Origin of the sequence: Segatella baroniae DSM 16972 = JCM 13447, assembly GCF_000426585.1 — a bacterium.
In the GTDB taxonomy this organism is placed as follows: Bacteria; Bacteroidota; Bacteroidia; order Bacteroidales; family Bacteroidaceae; genus Prevotella; species Prevotella baroniae.
The window spans coordinates 267345-290926 of record NZ_AUFQ01000002.1 but is presented as its reverse complement, the minus strand read 5'-3'; the positions used below and the strand labels follow the sequence as shown (position 1 = coordinate 290926).

The window sequence follows — 23582 nt, the reverse complement described above, 5'->3', positions numbered from 1 at the left end:
TTTATCGTTTCCTCTCCAGAAGCCGGCAGACGCCACGATAGGCCTCGCCCAGCCACAACACGGCCGACGTGGCGCCCACGACCATGAGCCATTCGCGGGCCGACATGCCGTCGGTACGGAACATTCTGCCGCCAAATTCGACGATGAGCCACTGGCCGCCAAGGATGATGAGCAGCACGAAGAGCAGGCCGCGGTCGGTCCACAGCCGTCTGAAAGCCGAGTGGTGGCCGCCCAGGCATTTCGCGTTGAACAGGTTCCAGAACTGCAACATGACGAAAGTGGTGAAGAAGAGGGTCAGTTCATGGGTGCCCATGCCGCCCGGAAGTATCCGTTCGCAATAGATGAGAAAGGCCAACAGCACCACGAAGAACGCCGCTCCCGTGAAGACAATGCCACGGAACATGGCCTTCGAGAGAATGAAATCGGCCGTGTTGCGGGGCGCTTCACCCATAACCTCGCGCGAAGGGGGCAGCGACGCCAGGGCCATGGCCGCGAAAGTGTCCATGATGAGGTTGACCCAGAGAATCTGCGTCACGGTCAGTGGCAGTTCGGTGCCCACCAACGAACCGGCCAACACGAGCAGCAGGGCCGTCAGGTTGACGACGAGTTGGAAGTAAAGAAACCGCTGGATGTTCTTGTAGAGGGAGCGTCCCCACATGACGGCATTGACAATGGAGCCGAAGGAGTCGTCGAGCAGCGTCATGTCGCTGGCCTCCTTGGCCACGCTGGTGCCCGAACCGAGCGACAGACCCACGTGGGCATGATGCAGGGCGGGCGCGTCGTTGGTGCCGTCGCCCGTCACGGCTACGATTTCGCCGTGCCGTTGCAGCATTTCCACCAGCCGCTGCTTGTCCGACGGACGGGCGCGGCTCATCACCTTGATGGAGGGGGCCAGCCGGAACGCGTCCTCGTCGGAGAGCGCAGCCCAAGCGGGGCCGGTGATTAGGGTGTCTTCGGGATGGTGGGGGTTGGTGGACAGCTCTTCTTTGCCGACGACGCCAATCTGTCTTCCTATCTCCGCGGCCGTGGCGGCGGTGTCTCCGGTGACGATTTTCACCTCTATCCCGGCGTCGTGGCACCGGCGGATGGCGGCGAGAACCTCCTCGCGGACGGGGTCGCTGATGGCAAACACCTGCTGGAAGCGGCCGTCCACGGCGAAGGCCAGCGTGCGCATGGCCTGCCGCTGATAGGCTGAAAGCCTCTGCTCGATGGCCGTCCGCTCTTCGGGCGGCATGGCGCACATGTCCATCACGATTTCCGGCGCGCCCTTCACAAAGCGGTGCGCCGTGCCGTCGACCATGACTGTGGTCGACATATACTTACGTTCGGTGGAAAACGGCTCGCGGGCTGTCGGCTCGTAACGCCGCCGCAGGACGCGGTAGTCGACGCCACGGTCTTGGAGCCACAGCAACAGCGCGCCCTCGGTGGGGTTGCCGATGACCTCCTGCCCATTGAGTTCGGCCGTGGAGTTGAGCGCGATGGCGATGTCGAGCAACGGGTCTGCTGCGGCAGTGGCTGCGGCAGGTTGCGCCACACGCATCCGGTTCTGCGTCAGCGTGCCGGTCTTGTCGGTGCAGATGACCGTCACGGCCCCCATGGTCTCGCACGCGTGCAGTTTTCTGACCAGGTTGTTCGACTTGAGCATGCGCCGCATGTTGAGCGCCAGGGCCAGCGTGACAGCCATCGGCAGCCCTTCGGGCACGGCCATCACGATGAGCGTCACGGCCATCATGAAGTATTTGAGCACCATCTGGGCCATGTGCATGTAGTCGCGTGTGTGCCAGAGGCTGTCGGTCAGGATGTCATGGCCCAGGAAAAGGACGAAGGCGGCGATGGCCACGCCCGCCCCCACCTTTGAAATCATGACGGCCAACTTGTCGAGCTGCACGTTGAGCGGCGTCTTCACGGCCGTCATCTCGGTCGACTTGCGGGCCACCTGCCCTATCTCGGTGGCGTCGCCGACGGCCGTCACGACGTATTCGCCCCGCCCCGCCATCACCATCGTCGACCGCAGCACCATGTCGACCGAATAAGTGGCCCCGTCGGCCGCGTCGGTTTCGGCCTCATCGACCTGTACGCGTTTGTCGGCGATGGGTTCGCCCGTGAGCGACGACTCGTCAATCTGCAAGTCGGTGGCCTGCGCCAGGCGTCCGTCGGCGGGCACCTCGTCGCCCGTCTCTATCAGGACGATGTCGCCCACGACCACGTCGCGCCGTCTGATTTCAACCACACGGCCGCCCCGGCGCACCTTCACCTGTTGGTCGTCGTCCATGGCCGTGAGCATGTTGAACTTCCTGGCGGCGTCGCGCTCGAAATAGAAGCCCACGGTGGTGGCGAAAACGATGGCCAGGAAAATGCCGATCGTCTCGACGAAATCCTGTTCGATGAAGGCGAATACAAGCGAAATCGCCGCCGCCACAAGAAGTATCCGGATGATGGGGTCGTTGTATTTGTCGAGATAAAGCGTCCATAGGGATGTCTTCTTGGGCGGTGTCAGCACGTTTTCGCCGTGCCGTGCCCTGCTGGCGGCGACCTGTTCGTCGGACAGTCCCGCCAAAGAATGGTTACCTGAAGTGTTCTCTGTCATAGAAAAATGATATAAAAGGAATAGGAGGGGTGACAGACTCACCTACTTTCTTTTAACATTGCAAAATTACACAAAAAGCCATGAAGCCGCAATCAATCAATATTATTTAACGCCAAGTGCGCCGTTTTTGGGCAAGAGCCGCCTTCCGCTTGCTGATGGAATGAGAAACAGCCTGTGCAACATACCTACTTTTAGGTAAAAAGACGGTTTTGAAACAAAAAAACAAACCTTCGTTCGCTTATTTTGAGCATACGGATATATATTTGCCATCAACTTCATCCATCTTCGCATCGCCATATCGGCCAAGCAGAAGCAAGGCACGCGCAAGCATTATTTTTTAGAACCTCACTCAATGGAAATGACACAGAAGAACTCCTATTCCCGATTGATGAATCGCTACGACGATGTAATGACAGGGCGCAAATGGTGGTCGTGGCTGTATATGCACTGCCTTTGGAAAACCGACGACAATGCCGTAGCCCGAGAAGTGCTGGAAATGATTCCAGACAATTTTAGTGGTACGATGCTGGACGTGCCTGTGGGCACGGCTGTTTTTACCTGCGACAAATACCGTCAGATGACAAATGCAGAGATTACGGGGGTGGACTACTCGCGGGAGATGCTCGACATTGCGCGTTCGCGCTTCGACAAAGCGAGAATAAAGCATGTCGCTCTGCGGCAAGGCGACATAGGCGATTTGCCTTTCCCCAGTGAACACTTCGACCTCGTGCTTTCGATGAATGGTTTCCATGTCTTCCCTGAAAAGGAACGGGCCTTTGCCGAGGTCTTCCGGGTTCTCAACCCCGGCGGCACATTTTGCGGATGTTTTTACATCAAGGGAGAACGTAGGCCCGCCGACTGGTTTGTGCGAAAGGTTTTGGACAAACGGGGGCTGTTCATCCCTCCCCATTATACGCGACGGCAGACCGAAGACAAACTGCGTTCTTTATTTGGAGCAAACGTGGAAATAAGAAACGAACGTTCCATACTGATTTTCAAATGTGTCAAACCCGATGCAGACCATTGATATATGCTTCTCCAGCTTTGGTGCGAAATACAACCAGTCGGTTGCTTACGATTCTGTTTTCAGATTCCATAATCATATTTCTTTTATTTTCAGACTGCATAATCATATTCTTTGATGTGAATGTTTTGGTTAAATCTTCTTGCCTAACAAATATTGGTAGATATCCCTTTGACCACTCTATTGTGGGTCATTCTAATCTTCACATTATATGTACCATCCTTTTTTGTTTACTCTTTAGTACTTCTGCTTTAAATGAATCATAAACTATAGGAAAAAAGAAAAACTCCCATAAGCATTTTGCTTATAGGAGTTTCAGTGTGGACCAGCCTGGGCTTGAACCAGGGACCTCCAGATTATGAGTCTGTTGCTCTAACCAACTGAGCTACAAGTCCAACTTACGCCTCGTGGGATAAGTTTTATGCGGCAAAGATACGACATTTGAAGCAACTGACCAAATATTTTGCAACAAATTGGGGACATCCGACATTTCAAGTGACAATATGGCCAAAAAACGCGGCTACTCTTGCATGACAGCAAAAGAATGCTGATACCCTTGCATGATAGCCAAAAAACGCGGCTACTCTTGCATATTTGAATAACCACAAACAAAAATACAAATATGAACGTTACGCTTCAAGCGTGCCGGCCATGCACTTGACGCCACCATCGCCACCCTCTGCCGAGATGTACGACGAGGCGCACCATGCGCATGCAAAGGAATCGCGGAACTGCACACGTTGCAGATTTTCACGTCCTTGTGCCCTGAATATGTGCACATTGCAAACGGAAAGTCAGAAGACGACAACGCAAACGACGGAAAACGTCCGACGCTGCGATGCGGCGCATGCCGCCGGAATCTCCACGTCGCGTCAAGACGAATGCCGTCGTAGTTTCCGGTCGCGAAAGGCTACCGGAAGGACTGCCCCGCCACGCGTTCGATGTCTTCCATCGTACCGTCGAATGGGCCGTTGTGCTCCAGCTTGAGGGTACACATGGCCGCGGCGAACTTGCCGGCTTCCATACAGTCGGCCCCTTGCAGGCGCATGTAGAGATAACCGGTGGAGAACGTGTCGCCGCAACCGGTGGCGTCGGTGCGTGCCGACGGCTTGTAGGCGGGAATCTGGTAGAACTTGTCACCCGCATAGATGAACGAACCGTAGCTGCCCAGCGTAATGATGACTTCGCGGACACCCATCGCTGCCAGTTCGCGCGACAGTTCGCGCGGGTCTCGACTGCCGCCGATGGCCACCATTTCGTGCTCGTTCAGTTTCAGCATATGGGTGTAATGCAGGATTTCATGCTTGTGTTTCCAGTTGACGGGACGCACGCTTTCGCCCCTCACCTCACGCAGAAAGCCCTGCACGTCGATGGAAACGCGTCCCCGCTCGGCCAGCGACGCCACCACCTCGGGCGAGAAATCGTCGGTCAGCAGCGAACCCAAATGAAAGACGCGGGCCTGCAACGGCGCCAATTCATCCATCGTAAAGGGGTCGGCCTTGGCCAAGACACGCTGCGTGCGGCGGTCGGAGTTGCGCCCGTAGCGATTCTCGAAAAACACGGTATGCGCGCTGTCGTGGCACACCACGTCGATGCCGGCCTGCCGCATCTTGTCGATTTCACCGCGCTGGTCCTCTCCCACCTTCGTCAACAACTGGAACGAAACCTTCGGAGGCAGCTGATTCATCCCGTAGGCCATGTAGTATGCAGTTCCACCGGGCATGTAGACGGTCTTTTCCGGCGTCACGATTCTATCGCGCGTGACATGCCCTATACAACATATATCTTTCATTCAATAAACATTTAATGCTGCAAAGATAGCATTATTTGACAAAAACCAACCATCATTGTCGGTTTTTTATCTTCCTGTCGATGAATGCCCGGCGTCAGAAGGGACTTCGCCATAGGCCGAGCTTGCCGTCGAAGGTCTTGCTGACGGGATTCCCCTGTCCGTAGATTACGGTAATTTCCCTTTTTCCTCTCCACAAAAGTGGTGCTTTCGCTTTGGAATATCACGCATTTGGCGTATCTTTGCATAAGATAGGCGGCGCTCGGCAGATTGAGAGCAAACTCTCTCTGCGCTCACTTGCACTATCTTTGCATCAAACGTATCTCATTCTCATGATGGTTACACTTTCTTTATGGCAAGAGGAGTATTGGATTTTGCTGATGCAACTCTATATGAAAAAACCGGTAGGCGTCAAGGCTTTATATTCCAAACCTTTGATCGACTTGAGTCTTGAGCTTCACATTGAGCCCGTATATATCTACCAGCAGCTTTTCCGCATCCGCAGAAAGGACACGCCCAGCATGCAACTGCTTTGGGACACCTATGCCGACCACCACAGCCGCCTCAGCCGCGAGGCCAAGCGCGTGAGGCGGATGAAAGGCTACGGCAATGCCGACGGATTCTATGAGGGAGTGGACATCCACGAGACGTTTGAAAAGGACTTCAAGCCACTCCCGCGGCAACCACTGCTCACCCCCGTCATGCTCATCCGCATCCTCGACCTCTACTTCCGGCTCACGCCCCTGACGATGGTTGCGGGCACTTCGGAGATACAAGAGGAGGCCCGGCTGCTGAAAATACCCGCCGCGCTCATCGTCAACGTGATGGAGGTGTTTCAATTCTGCGACCCTTATCTCAACCGCGGCGACCTTGCGGCCGACCCATTGCTGCCCGCCTGCCGCGACATCTGGCAACGCTATGGCAACGACAACCCCGAAACGCTGGCGGCACTGGCGGCCCAACTGAAGGATTATTTCAAATAACGGAACGCATGGCACAGAAACTCATACAGATCCAAGAGCAGAAACTGGCGCAGCTGCAACGCCTTTCGCAGCAGCAAATGCTGGTGGTTCACCTGCTCGAAATGCCCATCAACGAATTGGAGGAGAACGTGAACGCCCAGCTCGACGACAATCCCGCACTGGAAAAGGCCGACGAGGGGGAGGATGACATGCCCGACCTGCGCGACGACGGCAGCGTGGCGGGCGACGAACCCGAAGGTTTCGAGGCGGAGAACGAGCGCGAGGAACGCCAGGACGCCCTCGACGACGCGCTGGAGAGTATCGGCTACGACGACCAAATGCCCGACACACACTGGAACCAGCGGCAGAACGCCGACTACGAGGAAATCGTCTACGGCGACACGGTGTCGTTCTACGACAAGTTGAAGGAGCAGATGGGCGAACTGGAGCTGACGCCCCAGAAGGAGCACATCATGGAATATATCATCGGAAGCCTGGACGACGACGGGCTGCTGCGCAAGGATCTCGACACGATTTGCGACGAACTGGCCATCTACCAGAACATCGACGTGAGCGTGGCGACCATCGAAGAGGTGCTCCGGAAGCTCCAGACGTTCGACCCCGCGGGCATTGGCGCACGCTCCTTGCAGGAATGTCTGCTGCTGCAAATCGACCGCATGCGCGACGAAGAAAAGGAAAAAGGACAATCCGGACGGCTGACAAGCCTCATGCGCGACGTCATCGCCAACTGCTTCGACGACTTCACGCGCAAGCGGTGGGGACGCATTCAGGAACAACTGCAGCTGACCGACGCCACCGTGGAGGCCCTGAAGGAGGAAATCAAGCGGCTCAACCCGAAGCCGGGGGCCGCCATGGGCGAGACCGTCGGCCGCAGCCTGCAACAGATAACGCCCGACTTCATCGTCGACACGGCCGACGACGGCACCGTGACTTTCTCTATGAACAACGGCGGACTGCCCGACCTGACTGTCTCGTCCTCGTTCACGAAGCTGGTGGACGACTACAAGGAGCGCAAGGAAAAGCTGAACCGGCAGGACAGGGAGGCCTTCGTTTACGCCCGCGACAAGGTGGACAAGGCGCGAAACTTCATCGACGCCATCCGACAGCGCCGCCACACGATGTACGTGACCATGAAGGCCATCATCGCATGGCAGCACCGGTTCTTCACCGACGGTGACGAAGCCGACCTGAAACCTATGATTCTGAAAGACATCGCCGAGAAGACAGGACTCGACATCTCGACCATCAGCCGCGTGAGCAATGTGAAATACGTGCAGACACGATGGGGAACGTTCCCCCTGCGCTTCTTCTTCACCGACGGCTACGACACGGGCAGTGGCGAGGAGACGTCCACCCGCAAAATCAAACTGGCCCTGAAGGAGATGATCGGCAAGGAAGACGCGGCGCGGCCGCTGAGCGACGAGGCCCTGGCGCGCGAGATGAAGAAGCTGGGCTACCCCGTGGCAAGGCGCACGGTGGCCAAGTACCGCGAGCAGATGGGCATTCCCATCGCACGCCTGCGCAAGGACTGACGGACGGGAAACAATTCCAAAGAAAGGAAAAAGAACATAATCAATCGCAAAGTGATCAAAGAAAAAGACATCATCGTGGCGGCCAGAGCCGTCAGCATGGTATTCAATCCGTTCTATCTACCCATGGTGGGCCTCGTGGCGCTGTTCGTCTTCAGTTATCTGAGCATGCTTCCCATGTCCTACAAGTTCACCGTTCTGGCGCTGGTCTACGTGTTCACGTCGCTGCTCCCCACCCTGCTCATCCGCTTCTACCGCAATTCGCAGGGCTGGTCGCTCATCGAACTGGGCCTGCGCGAGCGGCGCATGGTGCCCTACGTCATCTCCATTCTGTGCTACTTCCTGTGCGTCTATCTCATGAAAACCTTCCACATGCCCCACTTCATGGGCAGCATTCTCGTGGCGGCGCTGCTCATCCAGGTGGCCTGCGCCTTCATCAACATCTGGTGGAAGGTGTCGACGCACACGGCAGCCATCGGCGGTGTGGCCGGCGCCTTGATGGCTTTCTCGATGATATTCGCCTTCAATCCCATGTGGTGGTTCTGCCTGGTGATGGTGCTTGCGGGCGCCGTGGGCACCAGCCGCATGATTCTGCGGCAGCATTCGCTGCCCCAGGTGGTGGTAGGCTTCGGCATGGGAATGGCCGTGGCGTTCTTCACGATACTCTTGTAAACAACAAACACAACCGATATGAAACCATTAGTAAGTATTATCATGGGCAGTACGAGTGACCTGCCCGTCATGGAAAAGGCCTGCAAGTGGCTCGACGACAACGAAATTCCTTTCGAAGTGAACGCCCTTTCGGCCCATCGCACGCCCGACGCGGTGGAGGCTTTCGCCAAGGGAGCCAAGGCCCGCGGCGTGAAAGTCATCATTGCAGCGGCCGGAATGGCTGCCGCGCTGCCCGGCGTGATAGCCGCCTCGACGCCGTTGCCCGTCATCGGCGTACCCATCAAGGGCATGCTCGACGGTCTCGACGCCATGTTGTCCATCATCCAAATGCCTCCCGGCATACCGGTGGCCACCGTCGGCGTCAACGGAGCACAGAACGCGGCCATCCTCGCGGCCCAGATGATCGCCTTGACCGACGACGACGTGGCGGCCAAAGTGGACGCCTGGAAGGCCGGACTGGGCGCGAAGATAGAGAAGGCAAACAAGGAACTGGCCCAAATCAACTATAAGTATAAGGTGTAAAGCATGACGGATCTGTTCAATTTCCAGCGTCGCGCCACGACGGTCGTGCATGTCGGTGCCATTGATATGGGTGCCGACAATCCCATCCGGGTGCAGAGCATGACCACCACCAACACCAACGACACCGACGCCTGCGTGGCGCAGGCCGAGGAAATCATCAAGGCCGGCGGCGAACTCGTGCGGCTGACGACACAAGGAACCAGGGAGGCGGAGAACCTGGAGCACATCAACGCGCGGCTCAGGGCCGACGGATATGACACGCCTTTGGTGGCCGACGTCCACTTCAACCCCAACGTGGCCGACGTGGCCGCACGCTTCGCGGAGAAGGTTCGTGTCAATCCAGGCAACTATGTAGACCCCGCCCGCCGCTTCATCAAGCAGGAATATACGGACGAGGAGTACGCGCAGGAACTGAAGAAGATAGAAGACCGCTTCGTCCCCTTCCTGCGGATATGCAAGGAAAACCACACGGCCGTGCGCATCGGCGTGAACCACGGGTCGCTCTCCGACCGCATCCGCAACCGCTACGGCGACACGCCGGCGGGCATAGTGGAGAGCTGCATGGAGTTTCTCCGCATCTGCAAGCGGGAGGATTTCAACGATGTGGTCATCTCGGTGAAGGCTTCCAACACGGTGGTCATGGTGCAGTCGGTGCGCATGTTGACGGCCGCGATGGACCGGGAGGACATGCACTATCCGCTCCACCTGGGCGTGACGGAGGCGGGCGAGGGCGAAGACGGCCGCATCAAGAGTGCCGTGGGCATTGGCGCGCTGCTCGCCGACGGCATTGGCGACACGGTTCGGGTGAGCCTGAGCGAAGAGCCGGCGGCCGAGATACCCGTGGCACGCCACCTGGTGGACTACATCGGCGCCCACGCAGGCCATCTGGTGGTTCCCGCAACGGCCTCGAAGGACTTCGACTGGCTGCATCCGCAACGGCGCAAGACGCGTGCCGTGGCCGGCATTGGCGGCAGCAACGTGCCTGTGGTCATCGCTTCGCTGTCGCAGGAGCAGGGTGCCACCGTCGTCGGCGCAGACCGACAGTCGGCCGACTACCTGTATGTGGGCGGCCGGTTGCCCGAGAAGTTGGAAACCGCACAGAAGTATCTGGTGGATTACGACAAGTACATCGCCTTGCAAAAGGCCGGGTCGCCGCTGGTGGCCGAGGGTCGGCTGGCCCCCGTCTTCCCCACCAACGCCATCCCGTTCATCGGCATGGCCAAGGCCGAAGTGAAGTTTCTGGTGCTCAAGTTCGGCGCGCCTGTCGAGGAATACCAGGCCTGTCTGCGTCTCCATCCCGAGGTGGTGGTGGTTTGTGTCAGCAACCACCAGAACCGGTTGGGCGACCAGCGCGCGCTGGTTCACGAGCTGATGAACGCCGGACTCTTCAATCCCGTGGTCTTCGCGCAGATGTATCGCCACGCCAAAGCGGAGAAGAGCGACTTCCAACTCGAAGCCGCCGCCGACATGGGGGCCTTGATGATCGACGGACTCACCGACGGATTGTGGCTGCTGAACGACGGCGACATCCCGCAGGAGACCGTCGTCGACACGGCCTTCGGCATTCTGCAGGCCGCCCGGCTGCGCGTCAGTAAGACCGAATACATCTCCTGTCCGGGCTGCGGACGCACCCTCTACGACCTTCGGGAGACCATCGCCAGGATTCGCGAGGCCACCAAGGACATGAAAGGGCTGAAGATCGGAATCATGGGTTGCATCGTGAACGGCCCCGGCGAGATGGCCGACGCCGACTACGGCTACGTGGGCGCGGGCGTCAACAGGGTCAGCCTCTACCGCGGACAGGTGTGTGTAGAGAAGAACATACAGCAGGAGGTGGCCGTCGAGCACCTGCTGGCGCTGATCAGGGAAGGGGAAGAAAGACCTACCCCGACCCTCCCAAAGGAGGGAGAGCTGACGAATGAATGATGATGGAAGCCAACAACACAATCACAACGAGCGTGTAAAGCAAACTGTGTCAGGTCGGTGCATAGGGACATAGCCATGGTGCACTGCGCACTACCGCCTTGGCGGTTGGTCCTTTTATAGGACAGGGTTGCGAGCGCAGTGAGCTACCCTGTCTGGCCAGTGACAGAGAAAGCTAGGTCGAAGGTCTTGGTCTTTTTTACGTTTGTGGTGGATGTTTTTGGATATAACGGGTGAGCCGTCGGAATTGCCAATTGACTTTTGAAGCATGCGGAGGCATAAGCACAAGGGCGATATGTTAGCCATGGTTGCCACCGGCTGCCCCTTGATGGCTGGCGAGTAGGCTCACATGACTGACCCCGAGGCTTTCCTGCGGGGTTGAAGCCGGCGGCTTCACCTCTCCGTAACCCCCGGTCATGCCGCTGGATGACCGGGGGAGGTGTGCCCGCCACCCATCCGTCGACCCTGGAGGGGTCGCCCACCATCATCACGACTATCTCTGGGCGACCCTTCCAGGGTCGATTTCCGCTTGGTCTTCTATCCCCTGGTCACTCCGCTTCGCAGAGATGACCAGGGGTTATCGAGCGATGAAGCCTCCGGCTTCACTGCCTGCGCTGCCTGCGACAGGCATTTGTTGACACCCAATCGGTTCATGGGGACATAGCCATGGTGTATTCTTTATATCCAATCGGCGAATAGGGACATAATCATGGTGCAGTGCGCATGCAACCGCCTGCACCATGGCTATCTCCTATGCACCGACCTGACACAGTTTACTTTACACGCTCATTGTGATTGTGTTGTTGGCTTCCATCCTTATTCATTTGTCAGTTCTCCCTCCCTTTGGGAGGGTCGGGGTAGGTCTTTCAGTTGTGATTGTACTGCTGTTGGCTTCCTTCGTCTTATATTGATAATTCTTCGAGGGGGCAGAAGAGAAACTCCCATGTCTTTCTTGGCCGCTTGCGGCCCTTATGTCTTTGTCCTTGCTGCTCGAAAAAACATGTCTTTATGTCCTTATGTCTTTAAAACCAAAACAAGGAAACATGTCCTTATGTCCTTATGTCCTTATGTCTTAAAGTCGTTGGCGGAACATGTGGCTATGTCTTAAATACAAAAGCAGGCCTTTGACCTCCTCAAAGGGCCGCTTCCACATTCTCAAAGGGCTGCTTTCACATTCCCAAAGCACTGCTTTCAGCCGCTGAAAGCTGTGCTTTGGCAACGCCGAAGGGCAGCTTCGGCAAGGCACGCGACAAGAGACGGGGAAACGAAAAGCCCGCGCATGTGGGCCGAAAGATGGCCGGAAGGACGGTCGAAGGCCATCGGTACATGCTGTGGAACATAAAAAAAGCATGGTACTTTTCGAACGTCGCTCGGTCTTACTTGCAGAATGAGCGTTCATTCCTACCTTATATTATTAACTAAAACCTATCTTTACATGAAACGAAGCCTTTCGTCTACATGCCGTTTTCTGACAGTTCTTTTCTGTCTTCTCGTCGCTTCCGTCGTGAACGCGCAGACTCAGAAAGTGAGCATCAACGTCAAAAACGTTACGTTGCAATCGCTTTTCAGCGCGATTGAGAAGCAAACCAATCTTCATTTCTCCTATCAGACCGACATCGTGAGCACTACGCGCCGCGTGTCGCTCAACCGCCAGAACGTGACGGTGGCCTCCATCCTCACGCAGGTGCTGCCCGACTTCAACCTCCGCTACGAACTCGTTTCGGACAAGTCCATCGTCATCACCCGCCAGGCGGCCCACCCCGCGCCCCAGCAAGCAGGCGCGAAGAAGGTGTCGGGCAAGGTTCTTGACGAGCACGGTGAGCCCGTCATCGGCGCGACCATCAAGCAGCAAGGCACCCAGAACGGCACGATCACCGACCTCGACGGCCATTTCACGCTCGACGCGCCGGTGGGCAGCACGCTCACCATCTCCTACATCGGCTTTGCCGACAAGACCGTCAGCGCCAAGCAGGGCATGACCGTCACGCTCAGCAGCAACGTCGAGTCCATCGACGAGGTGGTGGTCGTGGGCTACGGCACGCAGAAGAAAGCCAACCTGACCGGTTCGGTGGCACAGGTGAAGATGGACGACGTGCTGGGCGACCGCCCCGTCGTGAACGCCGCGGCCGCCCTGCAGGGCGCCATGCCAGGCCTGACCATCGGCGGAGGCTCCGGCCCCGGCTTCGCCAAGTCGCTGAACGTGCGCGGAACCTTGTCCATCAACGGCGGTTCGCCCCTCGTGCTCATCGACAACGTCGAGGGTGACATCAGCACGCTCAACCCCGAAGACATCGAAAGCGTCACGGTATTGAAGGACGCGGCCAGCCAGGCCATCTACGGAGCACGTGCGGCAGGCGGCGTGGTGCTCGTGACACTGAAGCATCCGAAGTCCAACGAGCGCTTCACGGCCAACTACAATTTCAGCGTGGGCTGGGAACGGTCGCTCAACAACCTGGAGCAGGCTTCGCTGAAGCAGTATCTGGACGCCTATCTGGAGGCCGGATATTCCAACTCCTACTGGGCCGGCAACGGCGACGTGGCCAAGTGGCGCGACTATCTGACGCAGTATCAGCAGGATCCCTCGTCGCTCAACACCGTCGGCGACGGCATATTCAAAGACACCGACGGGCGCGTCTACTGGCTGTCGGAGAAGAACCTGGCCAAGAACATCCTGTCGACGGGATCCATCAACAACCACAACCTCACCGTGTCGGGCGGCAGCGACAAGATCCGCTATCGCCTTTCGGGAAGCCTGAGCCGTGAGAACGGACCGCTGGTGACCGACAAGGACATGTACCGCCGCAAGACCGTGAGCGGCTTCATCTCGGCCGACGTGCTGAAATGGTTCACCCAGGAGGCCACGCTCATCTACACCAACTCCACCCGACAGAGCCCGCAGAACATCGGAAACATGAACGGCTTCTACTCCACGCGCCTCGTCAACTACTATCCGGAGGGCAAAATCCCCGGCGAAGTGCTCGGAATCGAGGAAGACCTGCCCTCGCAGACTCCGCTGAACATGCTCACCTACGCCCCCGTGGCGCAGACCGAGACCTCCGTTCCACGCGTGTTGCTGCGCTCCATACTGAAGCCGCTGCCCGGATGGACCGTGACGGGAGAGTACACCTACAACCGCACCGACGAACACTACAACTTCTACACGAGCCGATTTCGCTTCGCCGACGTGCAGCTGGCCGCCAAGTATTCCACCGAAAAGGGCCAGGACTACTACCGCATGTCCGACGCCACGACGAAATACAACGCCCTGAACATCTTCTCCAACTATGAACACACCTGGGGACAGCATGCCTTCAAGGCGATGGTGGGCTTCAACCAGGAGAAATCCTACTACCGCTACTTCTACGGCAACGTGCTGGCGCAGGCCGTCCCGAGCGTACCTTCCTTCGCGGGAGGCACCGGTGAGAAGACCATCGTCGACAGATATTCCGAATATACCATCCGCAGCGGATTCGCACGGTTGAACTATGCCTTCGCCGACCGCTACCTCCTGGAGCTGAACGGCCGCTACGACGGTTCCTCGAAGTTCCCCAAAGACCACCGGTTCGGCTTCTTCCCCTCGGTGAGCGTGGGCTGGCGACTGGGTCAGGAGGCCTTCATGGAATGGTCGCGCAGCTGGCTCGACGACTTCAAGCTGCGCCTGTCCTACGGCTCGGTGGGCAACCAGCGTATCAGCCCCTATCAGTTCACCCCGACGATGAGCGTCAACAGCAGCGGCACCTACCTGCTCGACGGCGGCGGAAAGACCACCTACATCACTTCTCCCGGCCTGGTGAGCAGCAACTTCACGTGGGAGAAGGTGACGACGTTCAACGTGGGCTTTGACCTGTACGCCTTCAACAACCGCCTGACGGCCACCTTCGACTGGTACAACCGCAAGACGACGGGCATGTTGGCCGCAGGCATCGAGATTCCCGACGTAGTGGGAACAGACGCACCCTTGCAGAACGTGGCCGACATGAAGAACAAGGGCTGGGAACTGAGCCTCGCATGGCGCGACAAGATTGGCGACTTCAGCTATCGCCTGGGCTTCAACATCTACGACAGCCAGGCCGAAATCACCAAATACAACAACGAGTCGGGACTGCTCAACGACTACTACGTGGGCAGGAAGATTGGCGAAATCTGGGGCTACGTGTCCGACGGCTACTACTCGCTCGACGACTTCGACGCCGAAGCGGCCAAGCACCACACATGGACGCTGAAGGAAGGCGTCGCCAAGATCAACGGCTTCAACCCGCAGCCGGGCGACATGAAGTTCAAGGACTTGAAACAGGACGGCATCATCAACTCGGGTGAAAACACCGTCAACAACCCCGGCGACCGAAAGGTCATCGGCAACGACGCGGCCCGCTATCAGTTCGGTGCCAGCCTGGGCGCCTCCTACAAGGGATTCAGCCTCGACGTGCTGCTCCAAGGCGTCGGCAAGCGCGACTATTGGCTCGGCGGCTCAGCACTCTTCCCCTTTGCCGGCGTGGGCGCGGGCGACGCCGTGTTCCAACCGCTCTACTACAACCAGACGGACTACTGGACCGCCAAGAGCTACGACCCTGAAAGCAGCGACTACATGGTGCCCGTGAACCCCAACAGCAAGCTCTTCCGCATCTACGGACAGGGCAACAACGTAGGCTCCAACACCCGGGTGAGCGACAAGTACCTGCAGAACGCCGCCTATCTGCGCATCAAGAATGTGACACTCTCTTACACTTTCCCCAAGACATGGATGAAGAAGACGTTCGTTCAGGACGCGAAGATGTATGTCAGCATAGAGAACCTGGCCACATTCAGCCACCTGCCGAAAGGCTACGACCCCGAAGGGTCGGCGGCTTCGAGCACTGCCAACGCGCTGAGCAACGGCATTTCGTGGGGTTATCCCTATTATCGCACCATATCAGTGGGTGCAAGTATCACTTTCTAACCTAATGAGTAGATTCACATGAAAAAAGTAATGATAGCGCTGCTTGCAGGCGCATTGACCCTGACGGCTTGCAACGACGACTTCCTGGAGAAGTACCCTGTAACTGACTTGACCGAGGGCAACGCCTTCAAGGAGTATGACAACTTCAAGGCTTTCATGAACCCGTGTTATGAAATGTTCACCAACACGACCATCATGACCAGCATCAACAATAGCTACCTGAACGCTCAGTTCTACGGCGACTGGTATGGCGGATTGGTGACGCACCGCGACAACAGCCGCAACCCTTACGCCTACGAAACGATAACGGCCACGTCGGATGGTGGCGGATGGAACTTCGGCTATATCCGCCGCATCAACATCATGCTCAGCCACCTGAACGACGGAGCGCTCACGCCCGAACAAGCCGCCCATTGGCGTTCGGTGGGCTTCTTCTTCTCGGCCTTCTGGTACATGGAGCTGATCGACCGCTTCGGCGACGTGCCCTGGATTGACAAGGTGATTGGTGAGAACGACGAAGCGACTTACGGCCCGCGCACGCCACGCGCCGAAGTGGCCGACAGCATTGTGGCACGCCTGGAGTATGCCGCCGCGCACATCGGCAAATTCAACGATGGCGACAACACCATAACGGCCAACGCCGTCAAGGCCGCGCTGTCGCGGTTTCTGCTCCGCGAAGGCACCTGGGCCAAGTATCACGGCCTGAACGAGCCGTATGAGAAGTACTTGCAGAAGTGCATGACGGTGTCGAAGGAACTGATGGACGCCTATCCCACCCTCTACAAAGGCGTGGATACGCAAAATCCGGCCACCGGCTACGGAGAGATGTGGACGACGGAGAGCCTGAAGGGAAAGCCCGGTGTCATCCTCTGCAAGGAGTTTGTCGACAACATGCTGATGAACCGCTACAACGACTTCGAGCACATTGCGGCCAATGCCGCCGACGTTCCCCAATACACGGTGGACATGTTCCTGATGAAGAACGGCCTGCCCATCGCAAACGCGGCCTCGGGCTACAAGGGTGGCAAGGGAAAGGACATGTGGGACACCTTCGCCGACCGCGACCCGCGCCTGTATCACAACATACAGCCGCCTTATGTGGTGGCGCCGAACAACAAGATGCCCGACAACGTGAACACGTTCAGGACATGGAAGTTCCTCAAGGCAGGCAACAACAACCAAGGACATGTCGTGACGGCTGAGGAGGAAGCCAAGTACAGATACTACATCGACCACATGGGCGCCAACGTGAAGTGCGTGCGGGGCGGCGCAGCCGGAGGCGAAGGCATGAAGCGGTGTCCCGGACAGAACTGGGGCGCGTCGCTGACACCGGTCAGCCCCAACCTGACGACCGACTCGCGCGTGCCCTACATGCGCTGCCGGACCGGCTACTACTTCTGGAAGAACTACGACATGTGGGAGTTCTCCACCGGTTCTTCAGCCTTCTGCACGGCCGACAAGCCCATCTTCAAGATAGAGGAAGTGCTGCTCAACTATGCCGAAGCCGCATGGGAACTCAACCAGTTCAGCCAGACGGTGGCCGATATGACCATCAACAAGTTGCGCGAACGCTCGGGCGTGGGGAAGATGACGGTGGCCGACATCAACGAAAACTTCGACCCCGCACGCGACAAGGGCAACGCGCCCTGGTGGACGGGCAAGGGCGGCAAATTCGGAAACTACAATGTCGACCCTGTTTTGTGGGAGATTCGGCGTGAACGCCAAATAGAATTGTTTGGCGAAGGCTTCGCTTTCTACGACATTCGACGCTGGGCCAAGGCGGCTTACTATGTCAACCGCCAGCCTTGCGGCCTCTGGACGACGGCCAAAAACAACATCTACGCGCCCAAGAACAATGCCTATACGGGACAGTTCGTCGACTACGACCAAATCAAGAGCACCGGCAAGGCGACCGCGGAGAACAACAGCGTGGGCAGTGGTTGGATCTATACTTACGAAAGTCCGCTGACGCAAGGCGGCTGGCTGGACACCTACTATTTGAGGATGGTGCCGACGAGCCAGATCGTCCTGAACCGGAAGCTGACGCAAAACCCCGGATACAACGAACTGTTCGGTCTTGGAGAATGACGACATGCAACAGAAGACTTCTATATGGATAGCAGGAGCGGCGGCATTGGCCGCCGCTCCGTCTATGATGGCCAAGCCGGCCAAGTCGGCCAGGCCCAACATCATCTACATCATGTGCGACGACATGGGATATGGCGACCTGGGATGCTATGGTCAGCCATACATCAGTACGCCGAACATAGACCGCATGGCCCGCGATGGCATGCGCTTCACGCAGGCTTATGCCGGCGCGCCGGTGAGCGCGCCGTCGCGGGCCTGCATGATGACAGGACAGCATTCGGGCCACACGGAGGTGCGTGGCAACAAGGAATACTGGGCCGACAGCAAGCCCGTTTTCTATGGACGAAACCGGGATTACAGTGTGGTGGGCCAACATCCGTATGACCCCAGGCACGTCATCCTGCCCGAAATCATGAAGGACAACGGCTACAGGACGGGCATGTTCGGCAAGTGGGCCGGCGGCTACGAAGGCTCGGTGTCGACGCCCGACAAGCGGGGCGTGGACGAGTTCTTCGGCTACATCTGTCAGTTTCAGGCACATCTGTATTATCCCAACTTCCTGAACGAATACAGCCGGACACGCGGCGACACGGCTGTCAGCCGCGTGGTGCTGGACGACAATATCGCCCATCCGATGTTCGGAAAGGACTATCGCAAGCGCACGGCCTATTCGGCCGACCTCATTCACAGGCGTGCCCTGCAATGGCTGGACGCCCAGGACGGGCGCAAACCTTTCTTCGGAGTGTTCACCTACACGCTGCCCCACGCCGAACTGGTCCAGCCGGACGACTCGCTGGTGGAGGCATATAAGAAGAAGTTCTTTACGGACAGGACGTGGGGAGGCCAGGAAAACTCGCGCTACAACGCCGTGGAGCACACGCACGCGCAGTTCGCGGCCATGATAACGCGCCTCGACGCGTATGTAGGACAAATCATGGCGAAGCTCGAAGAGAAAGGACTAGCCGACAACACGCTGGTCATCTTCACCAGCGACAACGGCCCGCACGAAGAGGGAGGCGCCGACCCGACGTTCTTCGGCCGCGACGGCAAGCTGCGCGGACTGAAACGGCAGTGCTACGAGGGTGGAATCAGAATACCGTTCATCGCCCGTTGGCCGGGACGGATTGCGGCCGGCACGGTGAACGACCTGCAAGTGGCCTTCTACGACTTGATGCCAACTTTCTGCGAGCTGACGGGCGTGAAGAACTATGTGCGCAAGTATGCCAACAAGGCCCTGCCCGTCGACCACTTCGACGGCGTCTCCTTCGCCCCGACGCTCTTGGGCAAGAACGAGGCGCAGCAACGGCATGAGTATCTTTATTGGGAATTTGCCGAGACCGACCAAATCGGTGTGAGGATGGGAGACTGGAAACTGATTGTAGTGAAAGGAACCCCCCGCCTCTATGATTTGTCAGTCGACCTGCATGAGGATAACGACATCGCCGACCGGCACCCCGACATCGTAAGAAAGATGGTGGAAATCATCAAGCGGGAGCATGTCGACAATCCGCTGTTCCCCATCACCATGCCCCGCTAAGGGGCCACGGCCGCCCCGCTGAACGGCACAGGGGGATGAAGAAAAGGCGCAGGTGACGGCCGACTATCGGCTTTTCCGCCCGAAATCGGCCGGCACCTCGCCCCACTTCTTCGTCTCCCATTTGATGATGGGCGTGCGGAGAGGATGCGTGCGGAGCCATGCTTCGGCGCGGGCGATGATCTGGAAGACCGGCTCGGTCTGCGCGTTGCGCGCCAACTTGGTCTTGCACTGCTTCTTGTTGACCCACAGGATGGCGTTGTAACTGTCGGAATAGATCACCTTGTCGTGCATTCCCTGCTTCTCCAGGAGGGCCAGCGCATGGACAATGGCCAGAAACTCGCCGATGTTGTTGGTGCCTTGCATCGGCCCGAAGTGGAACACCCGCTCGCCCGTCTGCAAGTCGATGGCCTGATATTCCATCGGTCCGGGATTGCCCGAGCAGGCCGCGTCCACGGCCCAGGCATTGCGGAGGACGGCCTCTCCCCAGCCCTCTTCAAGGGGAGAGGGAGCGGCGACAGGGCCGGCGGCTGTCGGCTGCGAAAGTGTATGGGATGTTTTGCCGGCAGTTGTCTCTGGCTTCTTGGGATATGAGATTTCCATGTGTCGGATAATGTCTTTGAGCTGCCAAGCCACTTTATTGATATTGCCAAGCACCTCTTCGTTGGTAAAGCGGACAACCGTGTAGCCCATTCGGTTCAGGTCGGCCGTGCGAAGCTCGTCTCTGACGGGTTGTTCACCCTTGAAATGATATTTGCCGTCTACCTCGACTACGAGTTTATAATGAAGGTTGACGAAGTCGGCAATGTAATCGCCAATGATTTGTTGCCGCCTGAACTTATGGCCAATGCCATTCCCCTTGAGCATGTGCCAAAGCGCTTGTTCGGCGTCGGTCATGAAGAGTTTGTTTTCCTGGGCAAGCTGCTTCAACAAATGATAGGAAGCAGGTTCCGCCGTTTCGTAAACAAACTCATCTTTGCGCTCGCTCATGTGTGGTATGATTGCCGATATATTTCCCCCTCCTTCCGGAGGGGGCAAGGGGGAGGCTTCGTGTATTACATACGTTCAGGAACTTCGATACCGAGCAGGGCCATGCCGTTCTTGATGGTCTTGGCCACGTTCCGTGCCAGCACGAGGCGTGCCACTTTCTCTTCACGGCTGTCGGCATTGAGAATGCTATAGTCGTGATAGAACTGGTTGAACAGCTTGGTCAGTTCGTAACAGTAGTTGGCTATGCCGCTCGGACTGTAGTCCATGCCGGCCTGTTCGACAGCCGCGCCGAACTCGCTGACCTTCTGAATCAACTCTATTTCCTTGGCGTTGAGCCGCGTGTCGGTCGGCAAAGCCGTGGGCAAAGCGATGTTGTCGGCGGCCGCCTTGCGCATGATACTGCGGATGCGGGCGTATGTGTACTGGATGAAAGGCCCGGTATTGCCGTTGAAGTCGATACTCTCGGCTGGATTGAAGAGCATGTTCTTGCGGGCGTCCACCTTCAGAATGAAGTATTTCAGCGCGCCGAGACCCACGATGCGGGCTATCTCCCGCTTCTCGTCTTCGGTCATGTCCTTGAACTTGCCCAGTTCGTCGCTCGTCCGGCGCGCGTCGTCTATCATCGTCGCGATGAGTTCGTCGGCGTCCACCACCGTACCCTCGCGGCTCTTCATCTTGCCGTTGGGCAGTTCCACCATGCCGTAGGAGAAGTGAACCAGCTCCTTGCCCCACTTGAAACCTAGGCGGTCGAGCAGCAGCGACAACACCTGGAAGTGATAGTTCTGCTCGTTGCCCACCACATAAATCATCTTGTCGATGGGGAAGTCGTTGAAACGCATCTCGGCCGTGCCGATATCCTGTGTCATATACACCGAGGTGCCGTCAGAACGGAGCAACAGTTTCTGGTCCAGACCTTCGTTGGAAAGGTCTGCCCATACACTGTTGTCATCCTTCCGGTAGAAGAGTCCCTTGTCGAGACCCTCCTCCACCTTCTTCTTTCCCTCGAGGTATGTCTCTGATTCGTAATATATCTTGTCGAAACCGACGCCCAATGCCTTGTAGGTTTCATCGAAACCGGCATACACCCAGTCGTTCATCTTCTTCCACAAAGCACGCACTTCGGGGTCGTTCCGTTCCCATTTCACGAGCATTTCACGGGCTTCCTTCATGAGCGGAGCTTCGCTCTTGGCCTTCTCGGAAGCCGCTTCCTCGTCCATCCCCTCACTCATGTACTGCGCCTTCAAGGCCTCACATTCGGCCTTGTAGTGCTTGTCGAAAGCCACATAGAAGTCGCCGATGAGATGGTCGCCCTTCTTTCCGGCCTGCTCGGGTGTGATTCCGTCGCCCCATTTCAGCCAGGCCAGCATGCTCTTGCAGATGTGAATGCCGCGATCGTTCACGATATTGGTCTTCACCACCTTGTTGCCGTTGGCCTCCATGATTTGCGCCAGCGACCAGCCGAGCAGGTTGTTGCGGACGTGTCCCAGGTGAAGCGGCTTGTTGGTGTTGGGCGAACTGTACTCGACCATCACCAGCGGCGCGTCGGCAACGGCCCTTTTCTCGCCATAAAGTTCGTCGGCGTTGATGTCGCTGAGCAGCTCCACCCAGGCCGCGTCGGCCACCGTGAGGTTCAGAAAGCCCTTCACGACATTGAACGTGGCCACGGCCTTGCAGTTTTCGACCAGATATTGGCCGATTTCCTGGGCCGTTTCTTCCGGCCGTTTCTTTGAAATCTTCAGGAAAGGGAACACCACCAAGGTCAGATTGCCTTCAAAATCGCTGCGCGTTTTCTGAAGTTGCGCCATGTCGGAAGGCACATCTTGGCCATAGAGTTCTTTTATCGAAGCGATAACAGAACCGCTAATTTGACTTTCAATATTCATAGGGGAAGTTTAATTCGGTTATTGATGATGCAAAGTTAGCGCAAAAAGCGCTAACTCCAAAATAAATCACTTGAATTTTACCGCTCGGTAAACAGCACCTGCACAAGCGTCTGACCCACGGCCTTGAGCGTGTTCTTGTCGATGTTGTCCATGTTGTCGGCCAAGGTATGCCACGTCGGTCCGAAGCTGCTTTGGGCGCAATCGGGATAATAGGGGATGATGTCGATGGTCGGAATGCGGGCCACCTGGTTCACGGCAACGTGGTCGTCGGTGACGGCGCCGCCGTCGCTGTTGGGGAAGAAGCTGCCGTAGCCGGCCTGTCGGGCCGCGCGCCACACCTTCCTGACAATCTCCGGTGCGTATTGCATCGACAGCTGCTCCCGATGGAACTTGGCGCCCACGCCGCCGACCATGTCGAGCAGAATGCCGTAGCGGGCTTCGTAGCCTTCGGGCAGGTGGGCACTCCAGTATTGCGAGCCCAAAGCCCACGAGTTTCCGTCATCGGCGACCGACGCCCACTGCGGCGTCCCCCAGTCTTCGGCGTCGAAACAGACGAAGTCGACACCCAGATTGGCCGGCAGCCGCTGAGCGTCGGTATGGAGCAGGCGGGCCAGTTCCAGCATGACAGCCACGCCGCTGGCTGCGTCGTTGGCCGCCAAGATGGGCTTCCGCCAATTGGCGGAGTCGGGGTCGTTGTCCGCCCAGGGCCGGCTGTCCCAGTGGGCGCAGAGCAAGATGCGGGTAGTGGCGGCCGGATTGTAGCTGGCCATGATGTTATGGCACCTCAACAGGGTGCCGTCATAGCCCTTCAAATCCATCTTTTGGCTCGTGGTCTTGCAGCCGAAAGCCTTGAAGCGACTGACAATCCAGTCGCCGCAACGGTCGTGGCCGGCCGAATTCATGTCGCGAAAGCCGAAGTCGCACTGCGCCTGCGTGAAGGCGAAGGCGCTGTCGGCATTGAAAACAGGGCCTACCGGCTTCACCTTCTCCACCTCTTCCGCCTCTTCCACCATCGCCGTCTCGGCCTTCGACGCGTTATAGAAATAAGCGCCGCCGCCCAGAAGGCCTGCCGCCGCGAGTGCCAATATTGTCTTCATAGAGTTCTTCATTACCGTTTTCTTG

The 23582-nt window shown here is 57.7% G+C and carries 15 protein-coding genes and 1 tRNA gene; 9 read left to right on the top strand and 7 right to left on the bottom strand.

All coding sequences use genetic code 11. The annotated features are described in order from the left end of the window. Position 1: 1 nt before the first annotated feature. The gene (locus K334_RS0102885; RefSeq protein WP_027444482.1) at positions 2-2587 is read right to left on the bottom strand and encodes a calcium-translocating P-type ATPase, PMCA-type; all 2586 of its coding nucleotides are present in this window, start codon (positions 2585-2587) and stop codon (positions 2-4) included. A 352-nt stretch (positions 2588-2939) separates the two neighbouring features. Here K334_RS0102885 and K334_RS0102880 point away from each other — a divergent pair, with 352 nt between their 5' ends. Beyond that, positions 2940-3614 (top strand): class I SAM-dependent methyltransferase, encoded by a 675-nt coding sequence (locus K334_RS0102880; RefSeq protein WP_027444481.1) that lies wholly within the window; start codon positions 2940-2942, stop codon positions 3612-3614. Positions 3615-3932: 318 nt separating this feature from the next. Here the strand turns inward: K334_RS0102880 and K334_RS0102875 are convergent. The 3 genes from K334_RS0102875 to K334_RS0102870 all read right to left on the bottom strand — a co-directional run bounded on the left by K334_RS0102875 (position 3933) and on the right by K334_RS0102870 (position 5403). Beyond that, positions 3933-4006 (bottom strand) — tRNA-Ile (locus K334_RS0102875). A 234-nt stretch (positions 4007-4240) separates the two neighbouring features. Next, on the bottom strand, positions 4241-4390 hold the full coding sequence (locus tag K334_RS14715; protein ID WP_154655532.1) for a hypothetical protein: 150 nt from the start codon (positions 4388-4390) through the stop codon (positions 4241-4243). Positions 4391-4521: 131 nt separating this feature from the next. After that, positions 4522-5403: a PfkB family carbohydrate kinase gene (locus tag K334_RS0102870; RefSeq protein WP_027444480.1), complete on the bottom strand. Its 882-nt coding sequence runs from the start codon at positions 5401-5403 to the stop codon at positions 4522-4524. Between the two features lie 332 nt (positions 5404-5735). On the opposite strand from K334_RS0102870, the gene K334_RS0102865 reads away from it, so the two are divergent. The 8 genes from K334_RS0102865 (at position 5736) to K334_RS0102825 (ending at position 19590) form a co-directional block, all read left to right on the top strand. Beyond that, on the top strand, positions 5736-6383 hold the full coding sequence (locus K334_RS0102865; protein ID WP_025881615.1) for a hypothetical protein: 648 nt from the start codon (positions 5736-5738) through the stop codon (positions 6381-6383). Between the two features lie 8 nt (positions 6384-6391). Continuing rightward, positions 6392-7915: an RNA polymerase factor sigma-54 gene (gene rpoN / locus K334_RS0102860; protein ID WP_025881616.1), complete on the top strand. Its 1524-nt coding sequence runs from the start codon at positions 6392-6394 to the stop codon at positions 7913-7915. 54 nt (positions 7916-7969) lie between these two features. Beyond that, the gene (locus tag K334_RS0102855; protein WP_025881618.1) at positions 7970-8584 is read left to right on the top strand and encodes a phosphatase PAP2 family protein; all 615 of its coding nucleotides are present in this window, start codon (positions 7970-7972) and stop codon (positions 8582-8584) included. Positions 8585-8602: 18 nt separating this feature from the next. Next, positions 8603-9106, top strand: coding sequence for a 5-(carboxyamino)imidazole ribonucleotide mutase (purE, locus tag K334_RS0102850; RefSeq protein ID WP_027444479.1), 504 nt, complete (start codon positions 8603-8605; stop codon positions 9104-9106). A gap of 3 nt (positions 9107-9109) precedes the next feature. Further along, complete coding sequence (locus K334_RS13395) at positions 9110-11032, top strand: 4-hydroxy-3-methylbut-2-en-1-yl diphosphate synthase (protein ID WP_051218637.1); 1923 nt, start codon at positions 9110-9112, stop codon at positions 11030-11032. A gap of 1432 nt (positions 11033-12464) precedes the next feature. Then, positions 12465-15965 carry a SusC/RagA family TonB-linked outer membrane protein gene (locus K334_RS13390; protein ID WP_248623497.1) on the top strand — a complete coding sequence of 1167 codons (3501 nt, stop codon included), beginning with the start codon at positions 12465-12467 and terminating at the stop codon, positions 15963-15965. A gap of 18 nt (positions 15966-15983) precedes the next feature. Next, complete coding sequence (locus K334_RS0102830) at positions 15984-18053, top strand: RagB/SusD family nutrient uptake outer membrane protein (protein WP_025881619.1); 2070 nt, start codon at positions 15984-15986, stop codon at positions 18051-18053. Positions 18054-18117: 64 nt separating this feature from the next. After that, positions 18118-19590, top strand: a complete 1473-nt coding sequence (locus tag K334_RS0102825; RefSeq protein WP_051218636.1) for an arylsulfatase — start codon at positions 18118-18120, stop codon at positions 19588-19590. A gap of 63 nt (positions 19591-19653) precedes the next feature. Here the strand turns inward: K334_RS0102825 and K334_RS14360 are convergent, their stop codons facing one another. The 3 genes from K334_RS14360 to K334_RS0102810 form a co-directional block, all read right to left on the bottom strand. Continuing rightward, positions 19654-20577 carry a DUF559 domain-containing protein gene (locus K334_RS14360; protein ID WP_081658013.1) on the bottom strand — a complete coding sequence of 308 codons (924 nt, stop codon included), beginning with the start codon at positions 20575-20577 and terminating at the stop codon, positions 19654-19656. A gap of 65 nt (positions 20578-20642) precedes the next feature. Further along, positions 20643-22460, bottom strand: coding sequence for an arginine--tRNA ligase (gene argS, locus K334_RS0102815; protein ID WP_025881620.1), 1818 nt, complete (start codon positions 22458-22460; stop codon positions 20643-20645). A gap of 77 nt (positions 22461-22537) precedes the next feature. Continuing rightward, positions 22538-23569, bottom strand: a complete 1032-nt coding sequence (locus tag K334_RS0102810; RefSeq protein ID WP_025881622.1) for a M28 family peptidase — start codon at positions 23567-23569, stop codon at positions 22538-22540. Positions 23570-23582: the final 13 nt, after the last annotated feature.

Bases quoted from the DNA above. Each gene is read 5' to 3' on its own strand.
- argS (WP_025881620.1), bottom strand. From the start codon at position 22,460: ATGAATATTGAAAGTCAAATTAGCGGTTCTGTTATCGCTTCGATAAAA.
- rpoN (WP_025881616.1), top strand. From the start codon at position 6,392: ATGGCACAGAAACTCATACAGATCCAAGAGCAGAAACTGGCGCAGCTG.
- K334_RS0102885 (WP_027444482.1), bottom strand. From the start codon at position 2,587: ATGACAGAGAACACTTCAGGTAACCATTCTTTGGCGGGACTGTCCGAC.
- K334_RS0102825 (WP_051218636.1), top strand. From the start codon at position 18,118: ATGATGGCCAAGCCGGCCAAGTCGGCCAGGCCCAACATCATCTACATC.
- K334_RS0102865 (WP_025881615.1), top strand. From the start codon at position 5,736: ATGGTTACACTTTCTTTATGGCAAGAGGAGTATTGGATTTTGCTGATG.
- K334_RS0102830 (WP_025881619.1), top strand. From the start codon at position 15,984: ATGAAAAAAGTAATGATAGCGCTGCTTGCAGGCGCATTGACCCTGACG.
- K334_RS14360 (WP_081658013.1), bottom strand. From the start codon at position 20,577: ATGAGCGAGCGCAAAGATGAGTTTGTTTACGAAACGGCGGAACCTGCT.
- purE (WP_027444479.1), top strand. From the start codon at position 8,603: ATGAAACCATTAGTAAGTATTATCATGGGCAGTACGAGTGACCTGCCC.
- K334_RS0102870 (WP_027444480.1), bottom strand. From the start codon at position 5,403: ATGAAAGATATATGTTGTATAGGGCATGTCACGCGCGATAGAATCGTG.
- K334_RS13390 (WP_248623497.1), top strand. From the start codon at position 12,465: ATGAAACGAAGCCTTTCGTCTACATGCCGTTTTCTGACAGTTCTTTTC.
- K334_RS0102810 (WP_025881622.1), bottom strand. From the start codon at position 23,569: ATGAAGAACTCTATGAAGACAATATTGGCACTCGCGGCGGCAGGCCTT.
- K334_RS13395 (WP_051218637.1), top strand. From the start codon at position 9,110: ATGACGGATCTGTTCAATTTCCAGCGTCGCGCCACGACGGTCGTGCAT.
- K334_RS0102880 (WP_027444481.1), top strand. From the start codon at position 2,940: ATGGAAATGACACAGAAGAACTCCTATTCCCGATTGATGAATCGCTAC.